Genomic DNA, 24,866 nt, shown 5'->3' on the forward strand with positions numbered 1-24,866 from the left:
TCTTATGTTGATCGTCTTAAAATAGCTTTTAATAATTTTTTTATGGAAAGAAAACTGCCGATAATTCCAATAAATAATCCCAGACAGATCAGAAATATATCCAATGTTACCAGATTAAAATTCTTCAGAAACACACTCATGAAAGGAAAAGCGTTCTGAACTTTTATACTTATATAGCTATATATAGCATCAACAGCTACAACTGCTGCCAGCGAGCCAAGAAGACCTATTATCAGGCCTTCGATAATAAATGACCATTTAATGAAGCTATTAGTAGCTCCGACCAGTTTCATAATCTGCACTTCATTTCGTTTGGCTAGAATAGTCAGGTTGATTGTATTTATTGTTATTAACAAAGTAACAATAAGTAAAAAACCAACCAGCGAAAGGCCCACATAATTGAATATTTGCACGATTTTTCTCAGTTTGCTGACTACTTCCCTCCCATAACGTACTTCCTGCACACCGTCTATGAACCTGAGTTCTCTTACTATACGCTCTATCTGTTCTGTGGAATTCAACCTCAGCACAAATGAATCAGGTAAAGGATTATTCAACACCAGGCTGACAATATCGTCCTGATATTGGAACTTGCTTTTAAGTTTATTCCAGGCTGATTCCTTGGAAACAAATTCGTAATTCTTTATCCCGGCTATTGATGTAATCTGTTCCTGTACCTTGGATATACCTGAAGAAGTGATGTCTTTATTTAAATAAATAGTCACGCTTAAATTATTGCTGATACCTCCGAATAAAGTGTTCAGATTAATAAATAAAAGGATAAAAGACGCCAGCATTACCAGCGAGACCATTATAGTCATTATAGAAATTACAGCCATGAGCATATTTTGCCGCAGAGAAATAAACGATTCTTCAAAGAAAAACTTGATAATTCTAAGATTCATGATAACTTCCTAATTGTTCATCCCTGATAATATTACCTGCATGTAAAGCCACAACCCGTTTTCTCATCAGGTCTACAACCGTCTTGTCGTGTGTGGCTACAACGATTGTTGTCTCAGCCTGATTAATCTTCTTGAGTATCTGCATTAATTCCCAGGAAGAATCTGGGTCAAGATTACCCGTCGGTTCGTCAGCCAGCAGAATTGTAGGTTTATTAATGATCGCTCTGGCCAGACAAGCCTTTTGTTGCTCGCCGCCGGAAAGTTGATGGGGGTAACAATGCAGTTTGCTCTCCAGCCCCACCAGGCTGATAACACTTTCTATTTTTTCCCGGACAACTTTCTTTTTTTCACCCTGTATCTTTAAAACAAAAGCCAGGTTCTCATATACAGTCCGATATAAAATCTTAAAATCCTGAAAAATAACCCCGATGTTCTTACGCAATTTTGCTACCTGGTTTTCATTAAAATCATGCGTATTGATCTTGTCTATGTAAACACTGCCGGAGTCTGGAAGTTCATCACGCATTACAAGCTTTAATAATGTGGTTTTCCCCGCACCGGTAGGACCAACCAGGAACACAAACTCATCCTTGCAAATATGCAGATTAATCCTGTTTAAGGCATTAAAATTTTTATTATAGGTCTTTGTTACGTTGCGTAACCTTATCACTTACGGGCCAATACCTTTTTTACTTTATTAATAATACCGTTAACATTAAGATTATGCTTGGTAAGAAGATCGTCCGGCTTACCACTTTCCCCGAAAACTCCTTCTATTCCCAGCATTTCAACAGGCACGGGATGATGTTTTACCAGAATCTCAGCCACTGCGCTACCCATGCCACCCAAAATCGAGTGTTCCTCAACCGTAACTGCAGCTCCTGTTTTTTTCGCCATTTTAACAATAGTGTCCATATCGATAGGGCTGATACAGGAAACATTTACCACGCTGGCGAAAATCTTTTCTTTTTTCAGTTCTTCTACGGCTTCCAAAGCTTTTGATACCATGATACCGCAGACAAAAATTGTGACATCTTTTCCTTCGGTCAAAACTTTATTTTTCCCTAATTCAAACTGATAGTCTGTCCCTTTAAAAATAAGGGGGGTGTTACTGCGACTCATCCGGATATAAAACGGGCCGTTAACTTTTGCTGCCAAACGTACCATTTGCGCGGTTTCTATGGCATCGGCAGGAACCAAAACATTCATGTATGGGATTGCTCTCATTATAGAAATATCTTCCAGTGCTTGATGTGTAGCTCCGTCTTCTCCTACTGTTATACCTGCGTGTGTCGCACCTATTTTCACATTAAGTCTGGGATAGGCAATAGAATTACGGATTTGTTCCCAGGGACGACCGCTGATAAACATGGCAAAAGAACTCGCAAAAACAATCTTCCCCATAAGTGACAGACCGGCAGCCATTCCGATACAGTTTTGCTCAGCAATACCTGCGTTAAAAAACCTGTCTGGGAATTCTTTAGCAAACCAGCCTGTACGCGTAGAGCTTGATAAATCAGCGTCCAATACAACAATATCAGGATTCTCTTTACCTAGTTCCACCAAGGTTTTACCATAATAATCACGTGTGCCGGCTAATTCTGTCATCCGATTTTACCCCTGGTTTCCTTAATTTCCTGCTTGGCTTTAACCAATTGTTCATCAGTACAGGGAGCACCATGAAAACAGAGTTGATTTTCCATAAAAGAAACACCTTTACCCTTTACCGTATTGGCAATAATAACACAGGGCTTACCCTTTATTTTTTCTGTTTTTTCAAGTGTAGATACAATTTCCATTATATTATGGCCGTCAACTTCAAACACCTGCCAGCCGAAAGACGCCCATTTATCCGCCAAAGGATCAATATTCATAATATCTTTAGTTGAACCGTCAATCTGCAGCTGATTCTTATCAACAAAAATTACCAGATTGTCTAATTTAAAATGACTAGCCGCCATTGCTGCTTCCCAGACCTGACCTTCCTGACATTCACCGTCCCCTAATACCCCATAAATTCTATTCTTTTTTTTATTTAACCTTAACCCCAACCCCATACCTACCATTACCGAAAGGCCCTGGCCAAGTGATCCTGTTGTCATTTCTATTCCAGGCAAACTGCGTCTGTCAGGGTGGCCCTGTAACTTACTGCCGAGCTGACGCAGTGTTTTTAAATAATCCAAAGGAAAAAAGCCTCGTTCGGCCATTGCGGCGTATTGTGCGGGAGCCGCATGCCCTTTGGCTAAAACGAAATAATCCCTCTCTTCCCATTTAGGATTTTTGGGATCCAGTTTCAACCAGTAAAAATATAAAGTTGAAATTATTTCGGCAATGGACAATGAGCCCCCCGGATGTCCGGATTTTGCGGCGCATGTCATATCCAGCACATGGCTGCGAACAATACAGGCTTTAGTCAGAATTTCATGAATCTCATCTTTTGTTATCATAATTAACTTGGTTTTATAAATATTCTTCTCAGATCAAAATAGGTCACATAAATAATAAATAAAAGCAGAATCAAGGCGCCTATATAATTTAATCTGTTAATAATCTCCGGCTTAACAACCTTTCCTAAAACCTTTTCAATATTCAATAATAATATCCTGCCGCCATCCAGGGCCGGAAAAGGAAACAGGTTCAGAATCGCCAGATTAATGCTTAATATAACAATGAACCTGAATAAAAAGGTCACTCCATAGTTTACCATTTCTCCTGTTAAACTGACAATTCCCAAAGGCCCGGCTACCTGATCCATGCTTACATGCCCGGTAAAGAACTGTTCAAGGCCGTAAAGCGTCATCAGGCTGATGGAATTGAACTCTTTTACACCTTCTTTTAAGGAAAAGATTAAAGAATATCGATTAATTAACATCGGTTGTAATTTTATTCCCACGAAGTATATTTTATCCTTTTCGTGATAAGAAGGATTAAGCAAAAATTTTATCTCACCGTTGTTCCTCTGCACAATAAATTCCAGCGGCTGACCTTTTGAGGATCTGATAAGTTTTACCACCTGCTCTCCATCACTTACAGCCTGACTGTTTACTTTGAGAACTTTATCACCTTCCCGCAAGTCCATAGCCTGAGCCGGGGTATTGGCAATCACTTTTTCTATTCTTGTGCTAAGCCCTTCCATTTTGCCGAAAAAAAACAGCAATAAAAACAGCAATAAAAAACCGAAAATCAGATTCGATATTGAACCTGCAGCCAGAACCAAAGTTTTCTGCCAGTAGTTTAAACGTTCATAACTTTCTTCCGGTCTATATTGCTCTTCAGGTAAGCTACTATCAATTCCGGCCAGACGTACAAATCCTCCGAACGGAAAGAAGCGCAAGGAAAATTGAGTATCATTAAATCTTTTTTTTAGGAAAACAGGACCGAACCCGATAGAATACTCAAAAACCTTTACCTTAAATAATCTGGCTATAAAAAAATGGCCGCCCTCATGGACAAGAATTAAAACCGAAATTAATAATAGAGCTATAATAACTGTAATCATAATTAATCCTTTAAAAAAATATCCAGAAGATCACTACCCTTTTCAACCGTCCAATTGCTAGCTTGGGCATCTTTTTCAGTAAATCTTTGCTGTGTGACATTTTCCACATTGTCCGAATGATATATTAAAAACGGTACCGGATCTCGACCATGTGTTTTCAATTCAATCGGAGTATTATGATCAGGAAGTAATAAAATTGCCAAATCTTTTTTACTATATAATTTCAGGATGGTTCCTAGAACTTCCTCATCTATTTTTTCAATAGCTTTTATCTTTAATGGCAAATCCCCCATATGGCCGGCCTCATCAGCTGCTTCAATATGAATAAATACAATATCATGGTCTTCCAATGCCTTTAAAGCATAGATGGCTTTACCTTTAAAATTAGTATCTATAAAACCGGTTATACCTGGCACCTGAACGTAATCCATTCCCACGGCAAAACCTATACCTTTTATCAAATCTACAGCCGAAATAACCGCACCGCTCAAACCATAGCGTTTTTTAAAGCCCGGCAGCTTCATTTTTTTGCCCTCACCCCATAACCAAACCATGTTTGCCTTACATTCCCTATGCTGAGGCAAATAGTCTTCCTTTATGACCTTTTCGGCATCATTCATAATCTTCCTTATTAATTCCGAACCTTCCCCGACAGGTAAATAATTATCAATCTGCTGTCCCGTAATATCATGAGGTGGTGTTGTTTTCAGTTTGACTTTCTGGTTTTTTATTAATAAAAGATTGCGATAACTAACTCCATTTATAAATCTTATAGCAATATATTTATTCCCTAATTTTTTATTTAACAGGTCCATTATTTCTTTAGCGACTTTGGAGTCAATATGTTTAGCTGTAAAATCTATCATCTTATTATTTTCTATTTGTACCAGATTAGCCCTGAATATTATATCCGCAGGTTCCAGATTTATATTCTGGCTGATAGCTTCTATGGCTGCCCTGCCCGTATAATATTTTTCGGGGTCATAACCAAAAATAGCCAGATTGGCTACATCGCTACCGGCTGGAAGAGTGTCGGGAACATTTTTTACCAAACCCAGCTTGCCGTGTTTGGCCAAAAAATCCATATTTGGGGTTTTTGCCAATTCCATTGAGGTCTGGTTATGGTAATCTTTAAGAGGCCAACCGGACATGCCGTCAGCGATAATAACAAGAAATTTTTTCATGTGTTACAAATCATTGACAAATTTTTTAATTCTTTTCAGCGCTTCTCTCAAGTCTTCCATACTGGCTGCGTAACAGCAGCGTATAAAATAATCTATCCCTTCACCAAAGGCATTGCCGGGTACAACAGCCACATGAGCTTTTTGTAAAAGCTGCATGGCAAAATCCTCTGCTTTTAATCCGAATCGTTTTATATTGGGGAAAATATAGAAAGCTCCTTCCGGTTTAAGGACATCGAAGCCGATTTCCTTTAGACCGTTATAAAAAAAATTTCTGCGTTCTTCATAAGACCTGCGCATTTTTTCCATTTCCTTTTTTCCATTGCGCAATGCTTCTACTGCCGCATACTGAGCCATTATGGGAGCACACATTGTATTATATTGATGAATTTTAACAGCCTGACTTAAGACATCTTTTGGACAAGCCATATAACCTATGCGCCATCCGGTCATGGCATAGGCTTTGGAAAAACCGTTTAATAATATCAAGTTATCTTTGATATATGTGGAGGCTGAAAGCGGTTGTCCCTCATAAATTAATTCGCCGTAAACTTCATCGGATAACAGCCATAAATCTTTCTCTTTGACGATTTTAATGATATCCTGCAACTGTTCTTTGGAAATCATAGCTCCGGTCGGATTGTTAGGATAACAAATCAATATGGCTTTTGTTTTGGGTGTAAGATGCTCCAGAATTTGTTTCTTTGTCAGAATAAACCCTGTTTCACTTGTATCCACAGGTACCGGTAATCCACCAGCTAATGTAACCAAGGGTTGATAACAGACGAAATTAGGCACCGGAACAATAACCTCGTCACCATCATTAAGAATAGTACGCAGGGCTACATCTATTCCTTCGGACACACCCACTGTTATTAATACTTCATTATCCGGATTATAATCAGCCTGGAAACGTTTATGAAGATAATAAGCAATTTCTTTGCGCAGCTCCATTATACCCAGGTTGGAAGTATATGATGTTTGGCCTTTTTCCAGGCTATAGATGGCCTGCTCTGTTATATGCCAGGGTGTAGAAAAATCCGGTTCGCCCACACCAAGAGAAATAATATTTTCAGCATTTAATACCAGATCAAAAAATTTTCGAATACCTGAAGGCTGAATGCTTTTTACTTTTTCTGATAACGAACGCATCTTAAAAAGTAATATTCAGGCGCTGTGATTTTTCTTCGTCCTGGCCCATTACTATACCGTTTTCTTTATATTTTTTCAGCAGAAAATGTGTAGCTGTAGAGAGCACATTCCCGAGAGGTGAAAGCTTGCCGGAAACGAATCGGGCAATATCTTTCAAAGAATCTCCCTTGACCACTACCAGAAGGTCATAAGCACCGCTCATCAGGTAAATGGATTGTACTTCGGGAAACTTCTGCAAACGTTTGGCTATATTGTCAAAACCTTTGTCCCTTTCCGGTGTAACCTTAACTTCTATAAAAGCTATGACTGTATCGTCACCGTTAACTATTTCATCATTAACAATAACGGAATATTTCAGGATAACATTTTCTTTTTCCAGTTTGGCAATCTCAGCTTTTACCTTTTTCTCTGCTACATTCAGCATACTGGCAATTTCTTTGGGTGTTAAACGGGAATCATTTTTTAATATATCCAGAATTTTATTTTTCATAGTTACCTCTTTATAAACCTATAATTTTAATAATTTCCTTAATAGAATTTTTTACTTTTATCGGCTTTGATGATTTTAATATAGCATTATCCGGGTCTTTTAGTCCATGACCTGTCAGGGTGCAGACTATTATATCCCCATCTCTGAACATCTCTTTTTTAGTAAGTATTCCGGCAACAGAAGCAGCCGAAGCCGGCTCGCAAAAAACGCCTTCTTTTTCTGCTAAAAGCTTGAAAGCATCAAGTATTTGCTCATCTGTAACAATATCAATAAGCCCTCGGGATTCGTCTCTTGCTGCCACTGCTTGTTTCCAGCTTGCGGGGTTCCCGATACGAATCGCCGTAGCCACAGTTTCCGGTTTTTCTACTACTCTTCCCAGCACAATCGGGCAAGATCCCGCGGCCTGAAAACCCAACATTTTAGGTAAATTTTTAGATTTCCCCGCAGCTTTGTATTCATTGTAACCTTTCCAGTATGCGGTAATATTGCCGGCATTGCCTACTGGCAAGGCATGATAGGTGGGAGCTGTCCCCAGAGAATCAATAATCTCAAAAGAAGCGGTCTTCTGGCCTTCGATACGATAAGGATTTATGGAATTAACCAGCTCAATCGGATATTTTTCAGTTATATCACGCACTGCATTAAGAGCATCATCAAAATTGCCGGCAATTTCCAGCACAAGAGCGCCATGCATCATAGCCTGCGCCAGTTTACCCAGAGCAATTTTACCTTCCGGAATAAGCACTATACATTTAATATTAGCTCTGGCTGCATAAGCAGAAGCAGATGCTGATGTATTTCCTGTAGATGCACACATAACCGCTTTCATTCCGCGTTCAACCGCCTTGGTTATAGCCATAGTCATTCCTCTGTCTTTAAAAGAACCTGTGGGATTTAATCCTTCGTATTTGAAAAGAATCTTTACTTTTTTTCCAATGAGTTCAGGAAGATAAACAGCCGGTATCAGTGGAGTATTACCTTCCAGCAAAGTAACAACCGGCGTATTGTCCGAAACCGGTAAAAACTTGCGATACTGCTCTATAACACCTTGCCACATGTGCTTAATTGTAAGGGAAAATGCCTGAAAGTTAAAGTGGTTAATTTCCAATATTACTGAATGAACATAGCGTCCCCAAAACTATAAAAATGATACTTTTCTTTTATAGCTTTTTGATAAGCCTGCAACACAAAATCTCTACCTGCGAAGGCGAAAACCATGGCCAGCAAAGTAGATTTGGGCAGATGGAAGTTGGTAATAAGCGCGTCCACAACCTGGAATTCATATCCCGGTTTAATAAATATATTTAATCTTCCGCTTCCCGGCTCCAGCTTGTTATTAACATTGCATACTCCCTCTAATAGTCTTACAACTGTTGTCCCTACCGCAACAACACGTTTCCCTGAATTTTTTGTCTCTTTAATAAGCCGTACGGTTTCTTTAGAAAGCTCGTATCTTTCCGAATGCATATAATGGTCAGAAATATCAGGAGAGCTCATGGGTTTGAATGTACCTAACCCTACATAAAGAGTGCCGCTGGTTGTACGTACACCCTTAACTTTAATTTTATCAATTAATTCTGCAGAAAAATGTAGTCCTGCCGTTGGTGCCGCAACCGCTCCGTTTCTGGCGGCATAAACAGTCTGATATCTTTCTTTATAATAATCTTTTCTTTTCGCGTCATAACTAATATATGGAGGTAAAGGTATTTCTCCTATCCGTTCGATTATATCCAGCGGATTTCTGTTAAATTCCACCCAGCGTAATCCTTCGCCCAGATTCTTGATAATTGTTGCCGTTAATCCCAAAGAAAATTTTACTTCTGTTCCAATCTTTAATCTTTTGGCAGGTTTAACCAATACTTCCCAGCAATTATTATCCAGGTCTTCCAGAAGGAATAATTCGATTTTTGCTCCAGTATCTTTCTGTCCAAACAATCTGGCCGGTATTACACGGGCATCGTTAAATACCAACAAGTCTCCTTTATTTAAAAAATCTTCAATGTTGTGGAATACAGCATTTAAAATCTCGCCTTTCTTTCTGTTCAACACCATCAAACGAGAATATTCTCGTCTCGGAGCTGGCGTCTGTGCAATCAGTTCAGGGGGTAGATTATAATTAAAATCTGAAAGTAACAAGTTAAACTATTTGAGGGATCTTTTCAGAATTACCGTAAATGTCGACCCTTTACCCTCTTCACTTTCCACCTTTATCTCTCCATGATGCAACTCGACGAGTTTTTTGGCAATGGGCAGTCCAAGACCAGCACCGTCATAAGCTTTAGATATTGAGTTGTCAACTTGTCTGAATTTATCAAAAATTATGCCGATGTCCTCTTTTTTAATACCGATACCTGTATCGGTAACCTGAACAATAACACTGGTTTTATTGGCTGACAGACTTATTTCCACCTTACCTTTTTTAGTAAATTTTATGGCATTGGAAAGCAAACTGTTAAATACGTTTCTGATTTTGGTCTCATCTACCTTAATCTCGAACATTTCCGGAGACACCTTCTTATCAATATCCAGACTCAATTTTAACTTTTTTTGCTCGGCCTGAATTTTTATTTGACTGGTAAGCTCTTCCAGCATATCCTGGATATTTACTGATTGCAGTTGAAGTTTTGTGTGTCCCGAATCAATTTCCGTTAAATTCAACAAATCATTAATAATTTTTAAAAGAGACAGGCTGTTTTCCTGAGCAATCTGCAGAAAACTTCTCTGTGTCAGCGGTATATTATGATAATTTAAAACCACATCCAAATAACCGATAATACTCGTTAATGGAGTCCTTAATTCGTGGGAAATATTCTGCAGAAATTGGGTTTTAAGCACATCCAGCTCCATTAATTCCTTATTTTTGGTTTCCAATTCGCTATAAGCGTCATTCAGAGCTTTAGTTTTATCAGCAACAATAGTCTCAATATTTTCAATATAATGTTTGAGATTTTCTTCCAGTCTTTTTTTCTCGGAAATATCAAAAATCAGAAGAAGACGTTCATCATCTATTTTATTTAGAAAACATTCATATTTATTGCCGAGAATATCTTCATCCTCAAAAATATAAGTTTCGAAAGTAGCGTCCATAACTTTTTTGAAATAAAATTTGTCGCTGTCCTTTTCCTTGAGAAACCCTATCTTATTATCTTTGGTAAAACGGCTCAAGGCCCATTTGTTTTGAAAAATCACCTTATGATCATTATCCATAATTATTACACCGACTGCCGGCGTATTTACAATTGACTCCAAACGGTCGTTTTTTTCTTTAAGGCTGTGGGTAAGAACCTTTAATTTATCGATCATGTCATTAAAAGCTGAAGCCATTTTTTCAAATTCGGTATTGGCTTTAATGTTCACTTTTTGAGAAAAATCACCCTGTTCCAGATATTTAACGGCCTTCATGAATGATCTAAGCGGATTAGCCACGTTCCTTGAGAAAAAAATCAAAAGCATACCAAAACCGAAGACCAGAAAAAATACAATTATGACTATATAGTACATAAGCAATCGCTCATAATTTTTTGTTCTCTGATTAAACGCTTCGGACGTGCTTTGATATTCATTTTCGGAAAGCTTGTCTATTGAAAACATCATTTTACTTTCCAAATTTTTAATTTTTTCTACAATCTGTTTTTGTTCAGTTGTATCCTGTGTATCAAAAAGCCGGTCGGACATATCCTTTACTTTTACATAAACCTGATATTCGTATAAAAAAATCTTTCTTATAGAAGTAGACTGAATAAGTTTGTTCAGCATGGACTCAAATTGAGAATCAAGAATATGGCTCAGGCGAATATATTTTTCCTTAATTTTCATATCTTTTTCCGAAGAATATTCATATATCAAAGAAAAAGATTGAGCCAGAGTGGTTCTGAAGTTCTGGAGGTTCTGATTGTTAGCGGAATAAAACTTCAATTGTTTGTCATACTCATGATCCCTCTGGATATTAATAAAAAGGTACCCGGCCATTACAACCAGCAATAGAAAAAAACTGAAAAGTATGACAGTTGACTTTAATCTAAATGAATTCATAGTTTTGAACATATTAATATTATATTTAGATATACTTAAAAAGCAATGCTCGGTTATGGCTAAAACGTCCGCAAATTAAGCATTAAAGGCAGCCAGAACATAATTTGTAATAGATATTAAACTAATAAGGGAAAATTTGTTTTAAACTTCATCAGATTTACAAAGATACAATCATTCTCTTCTTAAAGAGTATTTACAGCTGACCTGGCTTCTCCGCCATTCAAGACATCGCGCACCTGTTCGACAACATCGATAGCTACATTTTCCTTGGCTTCTTCTGTGGCTGCCCCGATATGCGGTGTTGTGATAATATTTTTGACTCCCAATAAAACATTATCGGGTTTTATGGGTTCTTCTTCATAAACGTCGACAGCGGCTCCTTTTACTATACCGCTTTCTACAGCTTCTTTCAGGTCCTGCTCCACGATAATCCCACCCCGGGCACAGTTTATGATATACACACCTTTTTTCATAATCCTAAACTTTTTTTTATCAATCATGTGCTGTGTTTCTTTGGTTTTGGGAATATGAAAAGTAATATAATCGGCCTGGGACAGCACTTCGTCCAGCGGGTAAATTTTAATGCCAAGCTGTTTCAAATATTCTTCGTTAATATATGGATCAAAGCCCATAATTTGCATACCCATACATTGAGCATAACTGACTACTCTGCGGCCGATCTTTCCCAAACCTATTACCCCTAATTTTTTACCGAAAAGCTCTACTCCTGTAAACTCGCCCCTCTTCCATTCACCTTTCTGCATACTGTTATGCGCGAAAGGAATATTTCTGGTAATGCCCAGCAGTAAAGCTAAGGAATGTTCTGCCGCGGCGATTGTATTGCCTTCCGGAGAATTTACTACAATGATACCTTTTTTAGTTGCTGCCGGGATATCGATATTATCCACCCCAACACCGGCGCGACCAATAATTTTCAGGTTGTTGGCAGCTGCTAAAATCCTGGCTGTTACCTTTGTTTCGCTGCGTACCAAAAGAGCTTCATAGTTATTGATTATTGCTGTGAGTTCATCTTCGGAAAGTCCGGGTTTAACATCAACTTCAAACTGATCTTTTATTAAATCGATTCCCTTGGAAGATAACTTGTCACTGACCAGAATCTTCTTTTTCGCCAATGTTAGAATTCCTTTTTCGAGAAACTATCGTTTACGATATTGAGTCATCTTTCGAGCTTTTTTCTTACCGTATTTCTTTCTTTCAACTATCCTTGAATCTCTGGTCAAAAGACCTTCTGTTTTTAAAATACGATGATATTCTTCAGAAATTCCATCAAGAACTTTGGCGATACCATACATTAAAGCCTCTGATTGGCTCTGCGGACCGCCACCCTTAACGGTTGCCATAATATCGTATCTTCCCTGAGTATTGGTAAGGATGAGAGGTTTTATCACTTTTGCTTTAGAAGAAAATGCTACATACATATCTTCCAGTTTTTTATCATTTACAGTTACCTTGCCGTTACCTGAAACTACCCAAACTCTGGCAATGGATGTTTTCCTTTTCCCTGTTGCGTAGTATCTTGCTTTTTCTTTTTTCTCTGTTTTTGCTTCTTCAGCCATAAATACACTCCTTATTTATATGCCATCTCTAGCTTTTTTGGCTTCTGGGCCATATGATTGTGCTGATCACCTTTAAATATATGTAACTTTGTAATCATCGCTCTTCCGATCCTGCCTTTAGGTAACATACGTTTAACGGCCATGTATATTAATCTTTCCGGTTTTTGTTCCAGCAATTCCGCATAAGTTTGACTTTTTATTCCGCCAGGATAACCTGTATATCGGTAATATGTCTTTTCAACATTTTTCTTGCCTGATATTTTAATTTTATCGGCATTTATTACTATTACATAATCACCGGCATCCACACTTGGCTGAAATGTAGCCTTATGTTTTCCCCTTAAAATAGCTGCGATTTGTGACGACAAACGGCCTAAATATTGTGATGTTGCGTCAATAAGCAACCATTCCTTTTTCAGGTCATCTTTTTTTGTATAATATGTATCAAATTTGTTTCTCATTACTTCCTCACTTCCTACCTTTGTAACCGATCTCGCTCAGGAACAGTGCTTTTGCAGGAGCCGGCGGCCATTTGTAAGTCAACTTTCCGTCTACTATCTGCTTAAACTGTTCAAGCGACAATTTTTTATTATTTACCTCCAGCATCAGTCCGATTGTCTTTCTTACCATATGCTGCAGAAAACTGTTTGCATTTATCGCAAATCTATAGGCTGTTTTTTTATAGCCTAAAAAGTCCAATGTCGTTTTTTTTAAATCAGCTTTATTGATAATTCTTTTAGTGTTCTTATATTGTTTGGCTTCAGTACATAAATTCCTGCAATCTTTAATCCCTGCCAAACTCTCAGCGCACTCTTGCATCAGATCAAGCTGAATATTTTGCACGTATAACAGATACCGATCCAAAAAAATATTCTGTTTTCCTTCATACATCCAGTATTCATATTCACGAAACAACGCATCTCTTCTTGGATCAAAAGTGCTGTGTGTTTCTTCTATATCAATTACTAACGGAAAACCTAATTTTTTGTTAATTATTTGTTTTAATGGTTCAAGAGGAATTTTACCCTCATCGTTATAAACTACAACCTGACATTTGGCATGCACACCTCTGTCTGTCCTTCCCGCGTATTGTACTTTAATGGGACGTTTATAAAGTTTGTGGATAGCTGTTTCAATCAGTTCCTGGATCGTCATCACATTTTTTTGTCTCTGAAAACCAAAAAAAAGACTTCCATCATACTGGATTGAAAGCTTTATTGTCCTCATTTCTGGATCAATATAAAATTATACTAATTCAAGTACTGATACACTCGAAGCATCGCCCCGACGTATCCCATATTTCAGTATCCTGGTATAACCACCGTTTTTGTCCTGATACTTGGAAATTATGTCTTTAAAAATCAATGTCACCATTTTTCTGTCAGCAAGCATTTTAAATACTTCTCTTCTGGCGTTCAGGTCATTTTTTTTCGCTTTGGTAATGATCCTGTCAACATATTTACTTATCTCTTCGGCACGTCGAGCAGTAGTCTTTATCTGCTTAAAAGTGAATAATGCTTTAGCCCCGTTTTTAATTAAGGCCATCCTTTGATCTGTAGGCAATCCTATTTTATCGTTACTTTTTCTGTGTCTCATTGTTTACTCCAATTATTAATCGTCTTTCAATTTCAAGCTATACTGAGCCAATTTTTCGTTTATCTCATCAGCTGATTTTTTACCGAAATTTTTAATTTTCATCAAATCCTTCATCGGTCTCTGGATAAGCTCTGATACTTTGGAAATACCGGCTTTACGCAGACAGTTAGAAGATCTGGCAGATAATTCCAAGTCCTCAATTGTCAAATCCATGTCCACATTCTGTTGAGAAGACTCTTTCTTTTTTTCTTCTTCCTTCATCAAAGGAACAATATGCTTGTAATCGGTAAATAAACTAAAACTGTCTATCAATATCTTTGAAGACTCTTCAATTGCGTCTTCTGCACTCATGCTGCCGTTTGTCCATATCTCCATTGTCAACTTGTCCAGGTCAGTCCTGTTCCCTACTCTGGTTGCTGTGATATTGTGATTTACCTTTAAAACAGGTGAAAAACTGGAATCGACAGGTATTGTTCCAACCGGCATATTCTCAAAATGGTTCTGATCGGCCAGACGATAACCTGTTCCTTTTTCAATCCTTAGTTCCATTTTTACATGAACTTTATCCGCTGTAATAGTAGCAATCTGGTGATCTTTATTGATTATTTCAATCTCAGCGTCATGCTGTATATCCTTAGCTGTAATTACACCTTTCTTTTTTACATCTATTTTCACTGTTTTAGGTGTAGTAGAATGAGATTTAATAACCAATGTTTTAATATTCAGTATTATATTCAATATATCTTCTTTTACACCTTCAATTGCGCCGAACTCATGCAAAACTCCATCAATTCTTAATGCGGTAACTGCGGCACCCTCTAAAGAAGAAAGAAGCACCCGACGCATAGAATTTCCAAGTGTTACACCATATCCTTTGTCTAAAGGATCCATAACAACTTTGGCATAATTTCCATCATTACTTTTTGTTACGTCAACCTTAGTATTTAATTTCACGTCTAAGTAGCCTCCTTATTTATATTTTATCTTGAATAAAATTCAACGATAAATTGTTCATTCACAGGGACATCCAGTTCATCTCTGGTCGGCACTTTTGTATACGTAAAACTGTTGCCGGTGAAATCACTTGTTACCCAACTGGGAATATTTTTCTTTTTTGCTTTTTCCAATAATGTTTCAAACTTTTTCAACGACTTTTCTTTTATGGTAACTACATCATTAATTTTAAGAATGTAGGAAGGAATATCTACCTTTTTCTTGTTAACCATAAAATGGCCATGTCGAACCATAAGCCTTGCCTGCATACGAGTATCAACTACACCGCTGCGGAAAACGAAATTATCCAGTCTGCTTTCCAGAATTTGCAAAAACTCTTCTCCGGTGTCTCCATGCATCCGATTTGCCTGTTCGTAGTATTTACGCATCTGGCTTTCACTAACATAGTAAAAACGTTTTGCCTTTTGTTTTTCTCTTAAACGGATACCATACTCCGATAATTTTATTCTGGCTAACGGTCCATGCATTCCAGGAGGATAACTCCTTCTGGCTATTGAACATTTAGGAGAATCACATTTGTCACTTTTTAAATATAACTTGATGCCTTCTCTTCTGCACAGCTTACAAGATGGCCCCTTATACAAACCCATATTCTACTGCTCCTTTCTACCTCTATACCCTTCTACGCTTAGGAGGCCTGCAGCCATTATGCGGAATAGGTGTAACATCTTTAATAGATATAACGTCAATACCGGCAGCCTGAATTGCTCTGATAGCCGTCTCACGACCTGGGCCGGGACCTTTGACTAACACATCAACTTGCATGACTCCGTTTTCTCTGGCAATAAGCGCCGCTTTTTCCGCAGCTGATTGAGCTGCAAACGGCGTACCTTTTTTTGAACCCTTAAAACCGACTCCACCTGCGCTGCACCAGGAAACTACATTCCCTTCCAAATCGCAAATAGAAATAATTGTATTATTAAAATTGGAACTGATATGCGCAATACCTTGCGATACGTTCTTTTTAACTTTCTTCTTACGTCCGGTAGCTTTCTTTTTCTCCGCCATGGAATTAACCTCTCTCCTCTTCTTTTATTTTCTCTTGCCTGCGACAGTTCGACGAACGCCTCTTCTGGTCCGTGCGTTGGTTTTTGTCCTTTGACCTCTTACAGGTAAATGTTTTTTATGTCTGATACCACGGTAACATCCAATCTCCATCAATCTTTTAATATTCATGGAAATATCTTTTCTCAAATCACCTTCAATTGTAAACTTTTTTATTTCATCTCTTATTTTAACAATTTCGCCTTCAGTTAAATCCTGAGCTCTGACATCATAGCTTATATTTGTAGCATCCAGTATTTTTCTACTTGTAGTCGGCCCTATTCCGAATATATAGGTTAACGCAACTTCTATTCTCTTATTCCTCGGTACATCAACTCCTGCGATTCTTGGCATAGCTTCCTTCCTTATCCTTGTCTTTGTTTGTGTTTTGGGTTTTCACAAATAACCATTACGTTACCAAAACGTTTAATAATTTTACACTTCGGACAAATTTTCTTTACTGATGTTCTTACTTTCATAATTTCCTCTTTTAATTTCTACTTCGTTCTGTAAGTTATCCGACCTCTATTCAAATCATACGGAGACAACTCCACTTTCACTCTGTCTCCCAGAAGAATCCTTATAAAATTCTTTCTGATTTTACCGGATACGTGGGCCAATATTTCCTGCCCGGTTTCCAGTTTTACTTTAAACATTGCGTTGGGCAAAGCTTCCAGAATTTCGCCCTCAACCTCAATGACTTCTTTTGACATGATACTTCCTATTCCTTTTAAAACGGTTCCTAATTTTATCAGATATTGATTAGGTTGACAAACATTATTTTCTATCTACTACGCCGATGAGCATCTTTTGTATATCATCAATATTCTGCTCAGCATCAACTTCAAAAACAATACCTTTTTTCTGATAAAAATCCAGCAAAGGTTGAGTCTGTTTTAAATAAGTTTCGAAACGTCTTTTTACAGTTTCGGGCTTATCGTCATCCCTTACTATCAGCGGTCCTCCGCATAAATCGCAAATTCCCTCTTTTTTGGGGGGATTGTATTTGATATGAAAACTCGCCCCGCATTTGGGACAGGTTAACCTGCCGGACATCCGGTCCAGTACGCTTTCCAGGCTAATTTTAAAATATATTACACAATCAAAAGCAATGGCATTTTTTTCCAAGAATTCAGCCTGAGGTATTGTCCTGGGAAATCCATCCAATATAAATGGCGACCGTTCCAGGCTTTTCAGTTTGTTTACCACGATATTGTTCACTACTTCGTCAGGCACCAAAGCGCCCTTGTCCATAAAACTTTTAGCTTCAAGACCAAGTGGTGTCTTATCCTGAACTTCCTGCCTTAAAATATCGCCCATGGCTATATGCAAAAAATTGTACTTTCCAGCCAAATACTTGGCTTGAGTACCTTTCCCGGAACCAGGTGCTCCTAATAGTAAAATTTTAGTTTTCATATATCACCTTACCAGTTTTTCATATTTATTGGCTAATAATATTGTTTCAATTTGTCTGATAATATCATTGGCAACACCAACAATAATAAGCAGGGCTGTTCCGCCCAGGCCCATAAAGCTGGTTACGTGCGTAAAATTGGCTGAAACCATTGGAATTATTGAAATAACTGCCAAGAAAGTAGCCCCCACAAAGGTTAACCTGGATATAACCGAATCCAGATAATCGGCAGTCGGTTTGCCTGGCCTTACTCCTAATATAAACCCACCGTATTTCTTTATATTATCAGCAAGTTCTGTCGGGTTAAAAGTGATAGCAGTATAAAAATAAGTAAAGAAAAAAATCAAACCGGAGAAAGCAATCAGATAAAATACTGTTCCATAATTAATCCATTTATGCAAAAAAGTCATTTGAGGTATAAATTGCAGCAACATTATCGGCACTGAAAGCACTGATGAGGCGAAAATTATTGGGATTACGCCTCCCTGGTTTATTTTCATTGGAAGATATGTATTTTGACCTCCATACATTTTTCTACCTACTACTCTTTTAGCATATTGGACAGGAATATTTCGTTGAGCTTCCTGCACTACTACTATACCGATAATTACCAGCACTAACATGAAAACCAGTATAATGACATTGTAAATAGGTATTCCTCCCTTGATCAGGGTTATGGTATTGGCAATATAAGACGGCATGGCTCCGATTATACCCACGAAAATAATGATACTTCCGCCGTTTCCGATACCTCGCTCTGTAATCAGCTCACCCAGCCACATTACAAAAGTGGTCCCGGCAACAAGTGCTACTACTGTGAAAAGTAAAAAAGAATAAAAATTGAGATTTGGAAGTAATATACCTCTTAATCCTACAGTAATACCTATACTCTGAATAATAGCTATAAAAATAGTCAGATAACGTGTATACTGTTGAATCTTCTTACGTCCTGATTCGCCCTCTTCCTGTTGCATTTCTTTTAATGACGGATATAAAAAAGTCATAAGCTGCATGATAATAGAAGCGTTGATATAAGGGATAATACCCAAGGCGAATATGGAAAATCTTTTCAGAGCACCGCCTGAAAAAAGGTCCACAAAGCCCAGAAAGTCCCCACCACCGAAGATACTGGCGAGCTTGTTCATGTCCAGTCCATAAATAGGGATATGAATACCTATTCTAAAAATAAAAATAATTAATAATGTGAAACCTAATTTTTTTTGTAAATCTTCAATCTGAAAGATTCCAGAAAAATTACTGGCCATTAATAACCTCAGCGACACCGCCGGCTTTTTTTATTAATTCTTCTGCTTTTTTTGAGAAGAAGTCAGCGACAACATGAACTTTTTTTTCGAACTTTGCCGAAGCTAAAATTTTAATTTTTTTTGTTCCTTTGGGTACGATTTTATATGACTTTAATATTGTCAGATCTATTTTTTCCACATCAATTTTATTCAAAATGTTTAGGTTTATTGCTAAATAATCTTTTTGAGTAAAAGCTTTAAATCCCCTGATTTTGGGCAATTGCCTGTAAATAGGAGTTTGTCCTCCTTCGAAACCGGGACGTTTTAAACCACCGCTTCTGCTTTTTTGTCCTTTGCTGCCTTTACCAGAAGTTTTGCCCAAGCCGGAACTTTCTCCGCGCCCTACACGTGTTCTTTTTTTCTTGCTTCCTTTATAAGGTTTTAAATTTGCTAAATCCATTGCTGATATCTCCCTTTATACTATTAACTCACAAATCTTACACTGACATTTACACCACGACTTTTTTTAACGTCTTCCAGATTTTTTAATTTTGTCAGACCGTCAATTGTTGCATAAGCATTATTAATAATAGAAGATGCACCCTGAGACTTGGATACAACGTTATGGATACCGGCAAGTTCCAACACAAGACGAATAACGCCGCCCGCGATTACACCGGTACCTTTCGGGGCCGGTTTTAAAAATACTTTACTGGCGCCGAGTTTGCCAAGTACTTCATGGGGAATAGTACCATTTACTACGTTAACCTGAACCATCTTTCTTTTGGCTACATGTATTGCTTTTTTTATTGCGCTGGGAACTTCTGCGGCTTTGGCCACGCCAACTCCCACTTTACCTTGTCCGTCACCTACAACTACGGTAGCTCTAAAGGAAAGCTTCTTGCCGCCTTTTACTACTTTGGTTACACGTCTGATTTGTACTATTTTTTCTACAAAATCCCCTACCTTATGCTCCATATAATAACTCCTTCATTATCGGACTAGAATTCCAGCCCTTTTTTTCTGGCAGCCTCTGCTACAGCCTTTATACGGCCATGATAAATATGACCGGCTCTATCAAATACTACTTTTTTTATTCCCTTTTCCAGTGCTTGAGTGGCTATGAGTTCACCAAGCATATCCGCTACTTTTATATTACCTCGTCCCTTTTTTAAGGAAGCGCTGGAAATACCTATGAGGGTTTTCCCTGCGGTGTCATCAATAATCTGGGCATAAATATTCTTTAAACTTTTACTTACTACCAAGCGTGGTCTATCCGCCTGTCCTTTAATATCTTTTTTCAATTTAACCATTCTCTGCTCCTTGTCGGCTTATTGCTTCTTACCGGCTTTACCAGCTTTTTTTCGTACATGTTCATCAAAATAACGCACGCCTTTACCTTTATAAGGTTCAGGGCCTTTTAATTTTCTAATGTCAGCAGCAACCTGCCCTACGAGTTGTCTATCAATGCCTTTGACGGTAATTTTGGTATCGCCTTCGACTACAAAAGATATACCTTTAACAGGTTTTACTTCTACAGGATGAGAAAAACCTAAAGTAAGTCCAAGCCCTTCACCTTTTTTTTGTACGCGATAACCTACGCCAACCAATGACAGGCGTATCTCGTACCCATCCATAACACCTTTAATCATATTTCTGATTATGGAATTATATAAACCATGCTGCGTCTTAGCTTCTTTATCGTCTCCGCTTCTGGAAACCAGAATCTCAGTATCTGTTTTTGTAACACTTATTTTGGGCGAATGAATTTCTACGCTCAATTCACCTTTCGGTCCTTTAACCTTAACATTGCTACCTGTAATTTCCACATTAACTTTATCAGTAATGGGAATCGGTTTTTTTCCTATTTTTGACATTTAACCTTCAATCTCCTTATCTTACCAAATATAGCAGAGCACTTCTCCGCCAACGTTATTTATTCTCGCCTGTTTGCCCGTTAAAAGGCCTTTATTGGTTGATAATATGGATACGCCAAAACCATTTTTAACTTTATCTATTTTGCTCTTCTGGGTATAATCTCTTTTCCCAGGAGTGCTTCTGCGTATCATATCAGTAATTACAGACTGACCGTTATCATCATATTTCAAATAAACTTTTATACTTTTCTTGGCTTTATCTTCCTGAATTTCAAATTGGCTGATATAACCTTCTTCTTTCATTAACTTAACAATTTCCTTTTTAATATTGGAGAAAGGAATTATAACAATTTCTTTTTTTACTCTCCAGGCATTTTTCAGTATACAAATCATATCCGCTATTGGATCAGTAACGCTCATATTTTCCTCCCTTTAACTACCAGCTAGCCTTAGTAACGCCTGGCAATTTGCCTTGGGCGGCTAATTTTCTTAAACAAAGCCTGCATATTCCGAATTTTCTAATATGCGCACGTGAACGACCGCATAAATTGCATCGTCTTCTATATTGAATAGGTGTTTTCTTTTTTCTTTCATTTTTTACAACCATACAAAGTCTTGCCATTGATCAGTTCTCCTTTGTTCTTATTTTCTAAAAGGCATTCCTAATAATCTTAATAATTCTCTTGCTTCATCGGTATTTTCACAGGAAGTAACGAAAGTAATATTAAAGCCTCTTACTTTATCTACCTTATCATAATTTACTTCCGGGAATATTAATTGTTCTTTAATACCCAGAGTATAGTTAGCCTGCTTATCAAATGCTTTAGTAGATACTCCTCTGAAATCTCTGATTTTAGGAAGAACAAGATTGAATAGTTTGTTCATGAAGTTATACATTTTTTTTCCACGTAAAGTTACCATACATCCGATGGATAATCCTTTTCTTAATTTAAATCCGGCAATGGATTTTTTTGCCTTGGTAATAACAGGTTGCTGTCCGAAGATGGCCCGGAATTCATCAAGCGTGCTTTGCACAACCTTGGAATTGGTTACCGCTTCGCCCAAACCACGATTAATTACAATTTTTGTTATTTTAGGAACCTGATTAATATTCTTATATTTATATTTATTATTTAATTCAGGTATAATATCTTTTTTATATTTTTCTTTTAAGTCCACCAATTTTGATTGAACTTTTTCAGCTTCCGCTTTCTTGCTAACCACGTCTAATTTATCCTTTCTTCTACTTGTCGATAACTTCCCCGCAGGAAGAACATTTTCGACTCTTTTTTCCGCTAACAATTTCAAAACCAACCTTTGACGGTTTTTTGCAATATTTGCATACCAGCATAACATTTGACCAATCAATAGGTTTTTCTTTTTCTATAATACCGCCTGTGTTTTTCTGGCTTGGTTTTGTATGTCTTTTTACAAGATTTACTTTTTCAACTACTACTTTTTTCAGTTTAGGTATAACTTGTAAAACCTTGGCAATCTTACCTTTATTTTTACCTGTTAAAACAATCACTTCATCATTTTTCTTTATTCTGTTCACGTCTTTTCTCCTCTAAATTTACAATACTTCCGGAGCCAAAGAGATAATCTTGGAAAAATCAATATCTTTATCTCTCAGTTCTCTAGCCACAGGGCCAAAAATTCTTGTGCCCCTGGGAATATTCTGATCAGTAATAATTACAGCGGCATTGTCGTCGAAACGAACAACTGTGCCGTCTTTACGTTTAATAGGCTCCGAAGTCCTAACTACTACAGCTCTGACAACTTCACTCTTCTTGACACCGGTATTCGGTATGGCATCCTTTACAGCCCCGATAATAATATCACCGACATGGGCATACCTTCTTTTGGTCCCACCCAATACTCTGATGCATAAAATAAATCTTGCGCCGGAATTGTCGGCAACTGTTAATCTGCTTTCCTGCTGTATCATTTAACTAACCCTTTCTAAAATTTTCACAAGTCTCCATCTTTTTTCTTTACTTAAAGGCTTCGTTTCCATAATAGATACCATATCACCTGTCTTGCATTCATTTTTTTCATCATGAACTTTTACTTTTACGAACCTGTTAATAATTTTTTTATAATGAGCATGCTGAGTTCTTCTTTCTAGTTTGACAACAGCTGTTTTATCCATTTTGTCACTTACGACAATTCCAGTTCTAACTTTACGTCTGTTTCTTTCTTCAGCCATTACTTATCACCTTTTTTCATTTGATTTAACGCTGTGTACAATCGAGCAATTTCTTTTCTGTTTTTCTGGAACATTTTTACATCTTTTAATTGATTGGCAACCAGTTGAAAACGTCCGTTAATCATTTCTTTTTTCTTATCATTAATTGTTTTCAACATAGTCTCTTCAGTCATTTTCGTAGTGTCTGCTTTTTTCTTACTCATTCTTCTATCTCCAATTTTGATATAAACTTTGTTTTTACCGACAATTTATGACCTGCAAGCCTCATGGCTTCCCTGGCTATTTGTTCGGTTACATCAGATATTTCGAACAATATCTTACCTCTTTTTACAACAGCTACGAAATATTCCGGACTACCTTTACCTTTACCCATTCTGGTTTCAGCAGGAATCTTGGTAAAAGGCTTATCCGGGAAAATACGGATCCATACCCTGCCGCCTCTTTTAATAAAACGAGTCATGGCAATACGAGCCGCTTCTATTTGTCTGGCGGTAATCCAATCATTAGAAAGACACTGTAAACCATATTCGCCAAATTCAAGACTGGCGCCTTTATTGGCTATTCCTTTTCTTCTGCCTCTCTGCTGTTTCCTGAACTTTTGTTTTTTCGGCTGTAACATTAGCCCGCGTCCTCCTTAATAATTTCTTCCTTTACCTTTTTCTGCTCGATAATATCACCTTTATATACCCAAACTTTTACGCCAATCTTGCCATAAATAGTCTGAGCTTCTGTAAAAGCGTAATCAATATCCGCGCGAATAGTTTGTAAAGGTACTTTACCTTCTCTGTACCATTCTGTTCTGGCAATTTCTGCTCCGCCTAATCTACCGGAACATGATACTTTTATTCCTTGAGCTCCGGCTTTTAAAGCCCTGTTTACAACCTGTTTCATAGCCCTTCTGAAAGCAACCCTTTTTTCCAGTTGTCTGGCAATAGAATCACCTAAAATAGGGGCACTCATATCAATATGTTTTTCTTCAACAACAAAAAGCTGCACATCTTTCATTTGGGTTTTGTTCTGAATTGAAATTTTTAATTTATCAGCTTCTGAGCCACCCTTACCAATGATTATTCCGGGACGGGCAGCCTTAATGATGATTTCCAGGTTATTTGTTTTTCTTTTAATTTTTATAATAGATATTCCGGCTTTGCCGAAATCTTTATAAATGGCTTTTCTGATGTTTTCATCACCAAGTACATTGGCAGCATAATTCTTACCTGTATACCATGTGCTATCCCAGTCTTTAATAATTCCTAATCTGAACGCCGTAGGACTAACTTTTTGCCCCATCATTGCTCCCTTCATCTTTAAGCATGATCGATACATGCGATAATTTCTTGTTTATCCTGCCTGCTTTACCTCTGCTCATGGCAGTAAATCTTTTCATCATCAATGCCTGACCTGTATAACCCTGGGCTATAACTAAATTGTCTTCTGCCAGTTTATAATTGTTTACTGCATTACTTTTGGCTGATTTTACAACTTTATATAAAATTTTAGCTCCGTGATGTGGTAAAAAACTTAATATTTTTAGAGCATCATTGACCTTTTTGCCAACAATTTCTTTTATTACCCTGTTCAGTTTCCTGGGTGATATGCGCACATAATTAATTTTGGTTGTTATATTCATTG

38 protein-coding genes are annotated in these 24,866 nt (G+C 37.5%); all 38 read right to left on the reverse strand.

Annotation, left to right across the window (positions count from 1 at the left end; genetic code table 11):
- Nucleotides 1-2: 2 nt before the first annotated feature.
- The 38 genes from ftsX to rplV all read right to left on the reverse strand — a co-directional run bounded on the left by ftsX (nt 3) and on the right by rplV (nt 24,864).
- Nucleotides 3-905: a permease-like cell division protein FtsX gene (gene ftsX / locus PHV30_00975; GenBank protein ID MDD5455584.1), complete on the reverse strand. Its 903-nt coding sequence runs from the start codon at nt 903-905 to the stop codon at nt 3-5.
- Nucleotides 895-1,575 (reverse strand): cell division ATP-binding protein FtsE, encoded by a 681-nt coding sequence (gene ftsE, locus PHV30_00980; protein MDD5455585.1) that lies wholly within the window; start codon nt 1,573-1,575, stop codon nt 895-897. Before ftsE ends, ftsX begins: the two co-directional genes overlap by 11 nt.
- Complete coding sequence (locus PHV30_00985; GenBank protein ID MDD5455586.1) at nt 1,572-2,513, reverse strand: transketolase family protein; 942 nt, start codon at nt 2,511-2,513, stop codon at nt 1,572-1,574. Before PHV30_00985 ends, ftsE begins: the two co-directional genes overlap by 4 nt.
- Complete coding sequence (locus tag PHV30_00990; GenBank protein MDD5455587.1) at nt 2,510-3,352, reverse strand: transketolase; 843 nt, start codon at nt 3,350-3,352, stop codon at nt 2,510-2,512. Before PHV30_00990 ends, PHV30_00985 begins: the two co-directional genes overlap by 4 nt.
- A gap of 2 nt (nt 3,353-3,354) precedes the next feature.
- Nucleotides 3,355-4,404, reverse strand: a complete 1,050-nt coding sequence (rseP, locus tag PHV30_00995) for an RIP metalloprotease RseP (GenBank protein MDD5455588.1) — start codon at nt 4,402-4,404, stop codon at nt 3,355-3,357.
- A gap of 2 nt (nt 4,405-4,406) precedes the next feature.
- Nucleotides 4,407-5,588, reverse strand: coding sequence for a cofactor-independent phosphoglycerate mutase (locus PHV30_01000; GenBank protein MDD5455589.1), 1,182 nt, complete (start codon nt 5,586-5,588; stop codon nt 4,407-4,409).
- 3 nt (nt 5,589-5,591) lie between these two features.
- On the reverse strand, nt 5,592-6,737 hold the full coding sequence (locus tag PHV30_01005) for an aminotransferase class I/II-fold pyridoxal phosphate-dependent enzyme (GenBank protein MDD5455590.1): 1,146 nt from the start codon (nt 6,735-6,737) through the stop codon (nt 5,592-5,594).
- Nucleotide 6,738: 1 nt separating this feature from the next.
- Nucleotides 6,739-7,227 carry an Lrp/AsnC family transcriptional regulator gene (locus tag PHV30_01010; protein ID MDD5455591.1) on the reverse strand — a complete coding sequence of 163 codons (489 nt, stop codon included), beginning with the start codon at nt 7,225-7,227 and terminating at the stop codon, nt 6,739-6,741.
- Nucleotides 7,228-7,237: 10 nt separating this feature from the next.
- Nucleotides 7,238-8,284 (reverse strand): threonine synthase, encoded by a 1,047-nt coding sequence (gene thrC / locus PHV30_01015; protein MDD5455592.1) that lies wholly within the window; start codon nt 8,282-8,284, stop codon nt 7,238-7,240.
- A 53-nt stretch (nt 8,285-8,337) separates the two neighbouring features.
- A complete protein-coding gene (gene queA / locus PHV30_01020) occupies nt 8,338-9,363 on the reverse strand; it encodes a tRNA preQ1(34) S-adenosylmethionine ribosyltransferase-isomerase QueA (GenBank protein MDD5455593.1) in 1,026 nt (341 codons plus the stop codon).
- 6 nt (nt 9,364-9,369) lie between these two features.
- On the reverse strand, nt 9,370-11,271 hold the full coding sequence (locus PHV30_01025; GenBank protein ID MDD5455594.1) for an ATP-binding protein: 1,902 nt from the start codon (nt 11,269-11,271) through the stop codon (nt 9,370-9,372).
- Nucleotides 11,272-11,441: 170 nt separating this feature from the next.
- Nucleotides 11,442-12,392: a hydroxyacid dehydrogenase gene (locus tag PHV30_01030; protein MDD5455595.1), complete on the reverse strand. Its 951-nt coding sequence runs from the start codon at nt 12,390-12,392 to the stop codon at nt 11,442-11,444.
- 24 nt (nt 12,393-12,416) lie between these two features.
- Nucleotides 12,417-12,836 carry a 30S ribosomal protein S9 gene (gene rpsI / locus PHV30_01035; protein MDD5455596.1) on the reverse strand — a complete coding sequence of 140 codons (420 nt, stop codon included), beginning with the start codon at nt 12,834-12,836 and terminating at the stop codon, nt 12,417-12,419.
- Nucleotides 12,837-12,847: 11 nt separating this feature from the next.
- The gene (gene rplM, locus PHV30_01040) at nt 12,848-13,297 is read right to left on the reverse strand and encodes a 50S ribosomal protein L13 (protein MDD5455597.1); all 450 of its coding nucleotides are present in this window, start codon (nt 13,295-13,297) and stop codon (nt 12,848-12,850) included.
- A 7-nt stretch (nt 13,298-13,304) separates the two neighbouring features.
- Complete coding sequence (truA, locus tag PHV30_01045) at nt 13,305-14,063, reverse strand: tRNA pseudouridine(38-40) synthase TruA (protein MDD5455598.1); 759 nt, start codon at nt 14,061-14,063, stop codon at nt 13,305-13,307.
- 18 nt (nt 14,064-14,081) lie between these two features.
- Nucleotides 14,082-14,432, reverse strand: a complete 351-nt coding sequence (rplQ, locus tag PHV30_01050; GenBank protein ID MDD5455599.1) for a 50S ribosomal protein L17 — start codon at nt 14,430-14,432, stop codon at nt 14,082-14,084.
- Between the two features lie 15 nt (nt 14,433-14,447).
- Nucleotides 14,448-15,386 carry a DNA-directed RNA polymerase subunit alpha gene (locus PHV30_01055; GenBank protein ID MDD5455600.1) on the reverse strand — a complete coding sequence of 313 codons (939 nt, stop codon included), beginning with the start codon at nt 15,384-15,386 and terminating at the stop codon, nt 14,448-14,450.
- Nucleotides 15,387-15,412: 26 nt separating this feature from the next.
- On the reverse strand, nt 15,413-16,036 hold the full coding sequence (gene rpsD / locus PHV30_01060) for a 30S ribosomal protein S4 (protein MDD5455601.1): 624 nt from the start codon (nt 16,034-16,036) through the stop codon (nt 15,413-15,415).
- 22 nt (nt 16,037-16,058) lie between these two features.
- A complete protein-coding gene (gene rpsK, locus PHV30_01065; GenBank protein ID MDD5455602.1) occupies nt 16,059-16,454 on the reverse strand; it encodes a 30S ribosomal protein S11 in 396 nt (131 codons plus the stop codon).
- A gap of 24 nt (nt 16,455-16,478) precedes the next feature.
- Complete coding sequence (gene rpsM / locus PHV30_01070; GenBank protein MDD5455603.1) at nt 16,479-16,844, reverse strand: 30S ribosomal protein S13; 366 nt, start codon at nt 16,842-16,844, stop codon at nt 16,479-16,481.
- An 11-nt stretch (nt 16,845-16,855) separates the two neighbouring features.
- Nucleotides 16,856-16,969, reverse strand: a complete 114-nt coding sequence (rpmJ, locus tag PHV30_01075) for a 50S ribosomal protein L36 (GenBank protein ID MDD5455604.1) — start codon at nt 16,967-16,969, stop codon at nt 16,856-16,858.
- A gap of 18 nt (nt 16,970-16,987) precedes the next feature.
- On the reverse strand, nt 16,988-17,203 hold the full coding sequence (gene infA, locus PHV30_01080) for a translation initiation factor IF-1 (protein MDD5455605.1): 216 nt from the start codon (nt 17,201-17,203) through the stop codon (nt 16,988-16,990).
- 64 nt (nt 17,204-17,267) lie between these two features.
- Nucleotides 17,268-17,906, reverse strand: a complete 639-nt coding sequence (locus tag PHV30_01085; GenBank protein MDD5455606.1) for an adenylate kinase — start codon at nt 17,904-17,906, stop codon at nt 17,268-17,270.
- A gap of 3 nt (nt 17,907-17,909) precedes the next feature.
- Nucleotides 17,910-19,169, reverse strand: a complete 1,260-nt coding sequence (gene secY / locus PHV30_01090; protein MDD5455607.1) for a preprotein translocase subunit SecY — start codon at nt 19,167-19,169, stop codon at nt 17,910-17,912.
- A complete protein-coding gene (rplO, locus tag PHV30_01095) occupies nt 19,159-19,608 on the reverse strand; it encodes a 50S ribosomal protein L15 (GenBank protein ID MDD5455608.1) in 450 nt (149 codons plus the stop codon). Before rplO ends, secY begins: the two co-directional genes overlap by 11 nt.
- A gap of 23 nt (nt 19,609-19,631) precedes the next feature.
- Nucleotides 19,632-20,126 (reverse strand): 30S ribosomal protein S5, encoded by a 495-nt coding sequence (gene rpsE / locus PHV30_01100; protein ID MDD5455609.1) that lies wholly within the window; start codon nt 20,124-20,126, stop codon nt 19,632-19,634.
- Nucleotides 20,127-20,149: 23 nt separating this feature from the next.
- A complete protein-coding gene (rplR, locus tag PHV30_01105) occupies nt 20,150-20,461 on the reverse strand; it encodes a 50S ribosomal protein L18 (GenBank protein MDD5455610.1) in 312 nt (103 codons plus the stop codon).
- An 18-nt stretch (nt 20,462-20,479) separates the two neighbouring features.
- A complete protein-coding gene (gene rplF / locus PHV30_01110) occupies nt 20,480-21,025 on the reverse strand; it encodes a 50S ribosomal protein L6 (protein MDD5455611.1) in 546 nt (181 codons plus the stop codon).
- 21 nt (nt 21,026-21,046) lie between these two features.
- On the reverse strand, nt 21,047-21,445 hold the full coding sequence (rpsH, locus tag PHV30_01115) for a 30S ribosomal protein S8 (protein ID MDD5455612.1): 399 nt from the start codon (nt 21,443-21,445) through the stop codon (nt 21,047-21,049).
- 16 nt (nt 21,446-21,461) lie between these two features.
- Nucleotides 21,462-21,647: a type Z 30S ribosomal protein S14 gene (locus PHV30_01120; GenBank protein ID MDD5455613.1), complete on the reverse strand. Its 186-nt coding sequence runs from the start codon at nt 21,645-21,647 to the stop codon at nt 21,462-21,464.
- Nucleotides 21,648-21,667: 20 nt separating this feature from the next.
- Complete coding sequence (gene rplE / locus PHV30_01125; protein MDD5455614.1) at nt 21,668-22,207, reverse strand: 50S ribosomal protein L5; 540 nt, start codon at nt 22,205-22,207, stop codon at nt 21,668-21,670.
- 61 nt (nt 22,208-22,268) lie between these two features.
- Nucleotides 22,269-22,580 (reverse strand): 50S ribosomal protein L24, encoded by a 312-nt coding sequence (rplX, locus tag PHV30_01130; GenBank protein ID MDD5455615.1) that lies wholly within the window; start codon nt 22,578-22,580, stop codon nt 22,269-22,271.
- 18 nt (nt 22,581-22,598) lie between these two features.
- Nucleotides 22,599-22,973 (reverse strand): 50S ribosomal protein L14, encoded by a 375-nt coding sequence (gene rplN, locus PHV30_01135; GenBank protein ID MDD5455616.1) that lies wholly within the window; start codon nt 22,971-22,973, stop codon nt 22,599-22,601.
- Nucleotides 22,974-23,234, reverse strand: a complete 261-nt coding sequence (gene rpsQ, locus PHV30_01140; GenBank protein ID MDD5455617.1) for a 30S ribosomal protein S17 — start codon at nt 23,232-23,234, stop codon at nt 22,974-22,976.
- Nucleotides 23,234-23,437, reverse strand: a complete 204-nt coding sequence (gene rpmC, locus PHV30_01145; GenBank protein MDD5455618.1) for a 50S ribosomal protein L29 — start codon at nt 23,435-23,437, stop codon at nt 23,234-23,236. The genes rpsQ and rpmC overlap by 1 nt, the downstream gene beginning before the upstream one ends.
- Nucleotides 23,434-23,853 (reverse strand): 50S ribosomal protein L16, encoded by a 420-nt coding sequence (gene rplP, locus PHV30_01150; GenBank protein MDD5455619.1) that lies wholly within the window; start codon nt 23,851-23,853, stop codon nt 23,434-23,436. The genes rpmC and rplP overlap by 4 nt, the downstream gene beginning before the upstream one ends.
- Complete coding sequence (gene rpsC, locus PHV30_01155) at nt 23,853-24,524, reverse strand: 30S ribosomal protein S3 (GenBank protein MDD5455620.1); 672 nt, start codon at nt 24,522-24,524, stop codon at nt 23,853-23,855. The genes rplP and rpsC overlap by 1 nt, the downstream gene beginning before the upstream one ends.
- Nucleotides 24,508-24,864, reverse strand: a complete 357-nt coding sequence (gene rplV / locus PHV30_01160) for a 50S ribosomal protein L22 (protein MDD5455621.1) — start codon at nt 24,862-24,864, stop codon at nt 24,508-24,510. Before rplV ends, rpsC begins: the two co-directional genes overlap by 17 nt.
- Nucleotides 24,865-24,866 lie beyond the last annotated feature (2 nt).

This window comes from Candidatus Margulisiibacteriota bacterium (assembly GCA_028715625.1).
Lineage (GTDB): Bacteria > Margulisbacteria > Riflemargulisbacteria > GWF2-35-9 > GWF2-35-9 > JAQURL01.

Bases quoted from the DNA above. Each gene is read 5' to 3' on its own strand.
- ftsX (MDD5455584.1), bottom strand. From the start codon at position 905: ATGAATCTTAGAATTATCAAGTTTTTCTTTGAAGAATCGTTTATTTCT.
- PHV30_00985 (MDD5455586.1), bottom strand. From the start codon at position 2,513: ATGACAGAATTAGCCGGCACACGTGATTATTATGGTAAAACCTTGGTG.
- PHV30_00990 (MDD5455587.1), bottom strand. From the start codon at position 3,352: ATGATAACAAAAGATGAGATTCATGAAATTCTGACTAAAGCCTGTATT.
- rseP (MDD5455588.1), bottom strand. From the start codon at position 4,404: ATGATTACAGTTATTATAGCTCTATTATTAATTTCGGTTTTAATTCTT.
- PHV30_01000 (MDD5455589.1), bottom strand. From the start codon at position 5,588: ATGAAAAAATTTCTTGTTATTATCGCTGACGGCATGTCCGGTTGGCCT.
- PHV30_01005 (MDD5455590.1), bottom strand. From the start codon at position 6,737: ATGCGTTCGTTATCAGAAAAAGTAAAAAGCATTCAGCCTTCAGGTATT.
- PHV30_01010 (MDD5455591.1), bottom strand. From the start codon at position 7,227: ATGAAAAATAAAATTCTGGATATATTAAAAAATGATTCCCGTTTAACA.
- thrC (MDD5455592.1), bottom strand. From the start codon at position 8,284: ATGTGGCAAGGTGTTATAGAGCAGTATCGCAAGTTTTTACCGGTTTCG.
- PHV30_01025 (MDD5455594.1), bottom strand. From the start codon at position 11,271: ATGTTCAAAACTATGAATTCATTTAGATTAAAGTCAACTGTCATACTT.
- rpsI (MDD5455596.1), bottom strand. From the start codon at position 12,836: ATGGCTGAAGAAGCAAAAACAGAGAAAAAAGAAAAAGCAAGATACTAC.
- rplM (MDD5455597.1), bottom strand. From the start codon at position 13,297: ATGAGAAACAAATTTGATACATATTATACAAAAAAAGATGACCTGAAA.
- truA (MDD5455598.1), bottom strand. From the start codon at position 14,063: ATGAGGACAATAAAGCTTTCAATCCAGTATGATGGAAGTCTTTTTTTT.
- rplQ (MDD5455599.1), bottom strand. From the start codon at position 14,432: ATGAGACACAGAAAAAGTAACGATAAAATAGGATTGCCTACAGATCAA.
- rpsD (MDD5455601.1), bottom strand. From the start codon at position 16,036: ATGGGTTTGTATAAGGGGCCATCTTGTAAGCTGTGCAGAAGAGAAGGC.
- rpsK (MDD5455602.1), bottom strand. From the start codon at position 16,454: ATGGCGGAGAAAAAGAAAGCTACCGGACGTAAGAAGAAAGTTAAAAAG.
- rpsM (MDD5455603.1), bottom strand. From the start codon at position 16,844: ATGCCAAGAATCGCAGGAGTTGATGTACCGAGGAATAAGAGAATAGAA.
- rpmJ (MDD5455604.1), bottom strand. From the start codon at position 16,969: ATGAAAGTAAGAACATCAGTAAAGAAAATTTGTCCGAAGTGTAAAATT.
- infA (MDD5455605.1), bottom strand. From the start codon at position 17,203: ATGTCAAAAGAAGTCATTGAGGTTGAGGGCGAAATTCTGGAAGCTTTG.
- PHV30_01085 (MDD5455606.1), bottom strand. From the start codon at position 17,906: ATGAAAACTAAAATTTTACTATTAGGAGCACCTGGTTCCGGGAAAGGT.
- secY (MDD5455607.1), bottom strand. From the start codon at position 19,169: ATGGCCAGTAATTTTTCTGGAATCTTTCAGATTGAAGATTTACAAAAA.
- rplO (MDD5455608.1), bottom strand. From the start codon at position 19,608: ATGGATTTAGCAAATTTAAAACCTTATAAAGGAAGCAAGAAAAAAAGA.
- rpsE (MDD5455609.1), bottom strand. From the start codon at position 20,126: ATGGAGCATAAGGTAGGGGATTTTGTAGAAAAAATAGTACAAATCAGA.
- rplR (MDD5455610.1), bottom strand. From the start codon at position 20,461: ATGGTTAAATTGAAAAAAGATATTAAAGGACAGGCGGATAGACCACGC.
- rplF (MDD5455611.1), bottom strand. From the start codon at position 21,025: ATGTCAAAAATAGGAAAAAAACCGATTCCCATTACTGATAAAGTTAAT.
- rpsH (MDD5455612.1), bottom strand. From the start codon at position 21,445: ATGAGCGTTACTGATCCAATAGCGGATATGATTTGTATACTGAAAAAT.
- PHV30_01120 (MDD5455613.1), bottom strand. From the start codon at position 21,647: ATGGCAAGACTTTGTATGGTTGTAAAAAATGAAAGAAAAAAGAAAACA.
- rplN (MDD5455616.1), bottom strand. From the start codon at position 22,973: ATGATACAGCAGGAAAGCAGATTAACAGTTGCCGACAATTCCGGCGCA.
- rpsQ (MDD5455617.1), bottom strand. From the start codon at position 23,234: ATGGCTGAAGAAAGAAACAGACGTAAAGTTAGAACTGGAATTGTCGTA.
- rpmC (MDD5455618.1), bottom strand. From the start codon at position 23,437: ATGAGTAAGAAAAAAGCAGACACTACGAAAATGACTGAAGAGACTATG.
- rplP (MDD5455619.1), bottom strand. From the start codon at position 23,853: ATGTTACAGCCGAAAAAACAAAAGTTCAGGAAACAGCAGAGAGGCAGA.
- rpsC (MDD5455620.1), bottom strand. From the start codon at position 24,524: ATGGGGCAAAAAGTTAGTCCTACGGCGTTCAGATTAGGAATTATTAAA.
- rplV (MDD5455621.1), bottom strand. From the start codon at position 24,864: ATGAATATAACAACCAAAATTAATTATGTGCGCATATCACCCAGGAAA.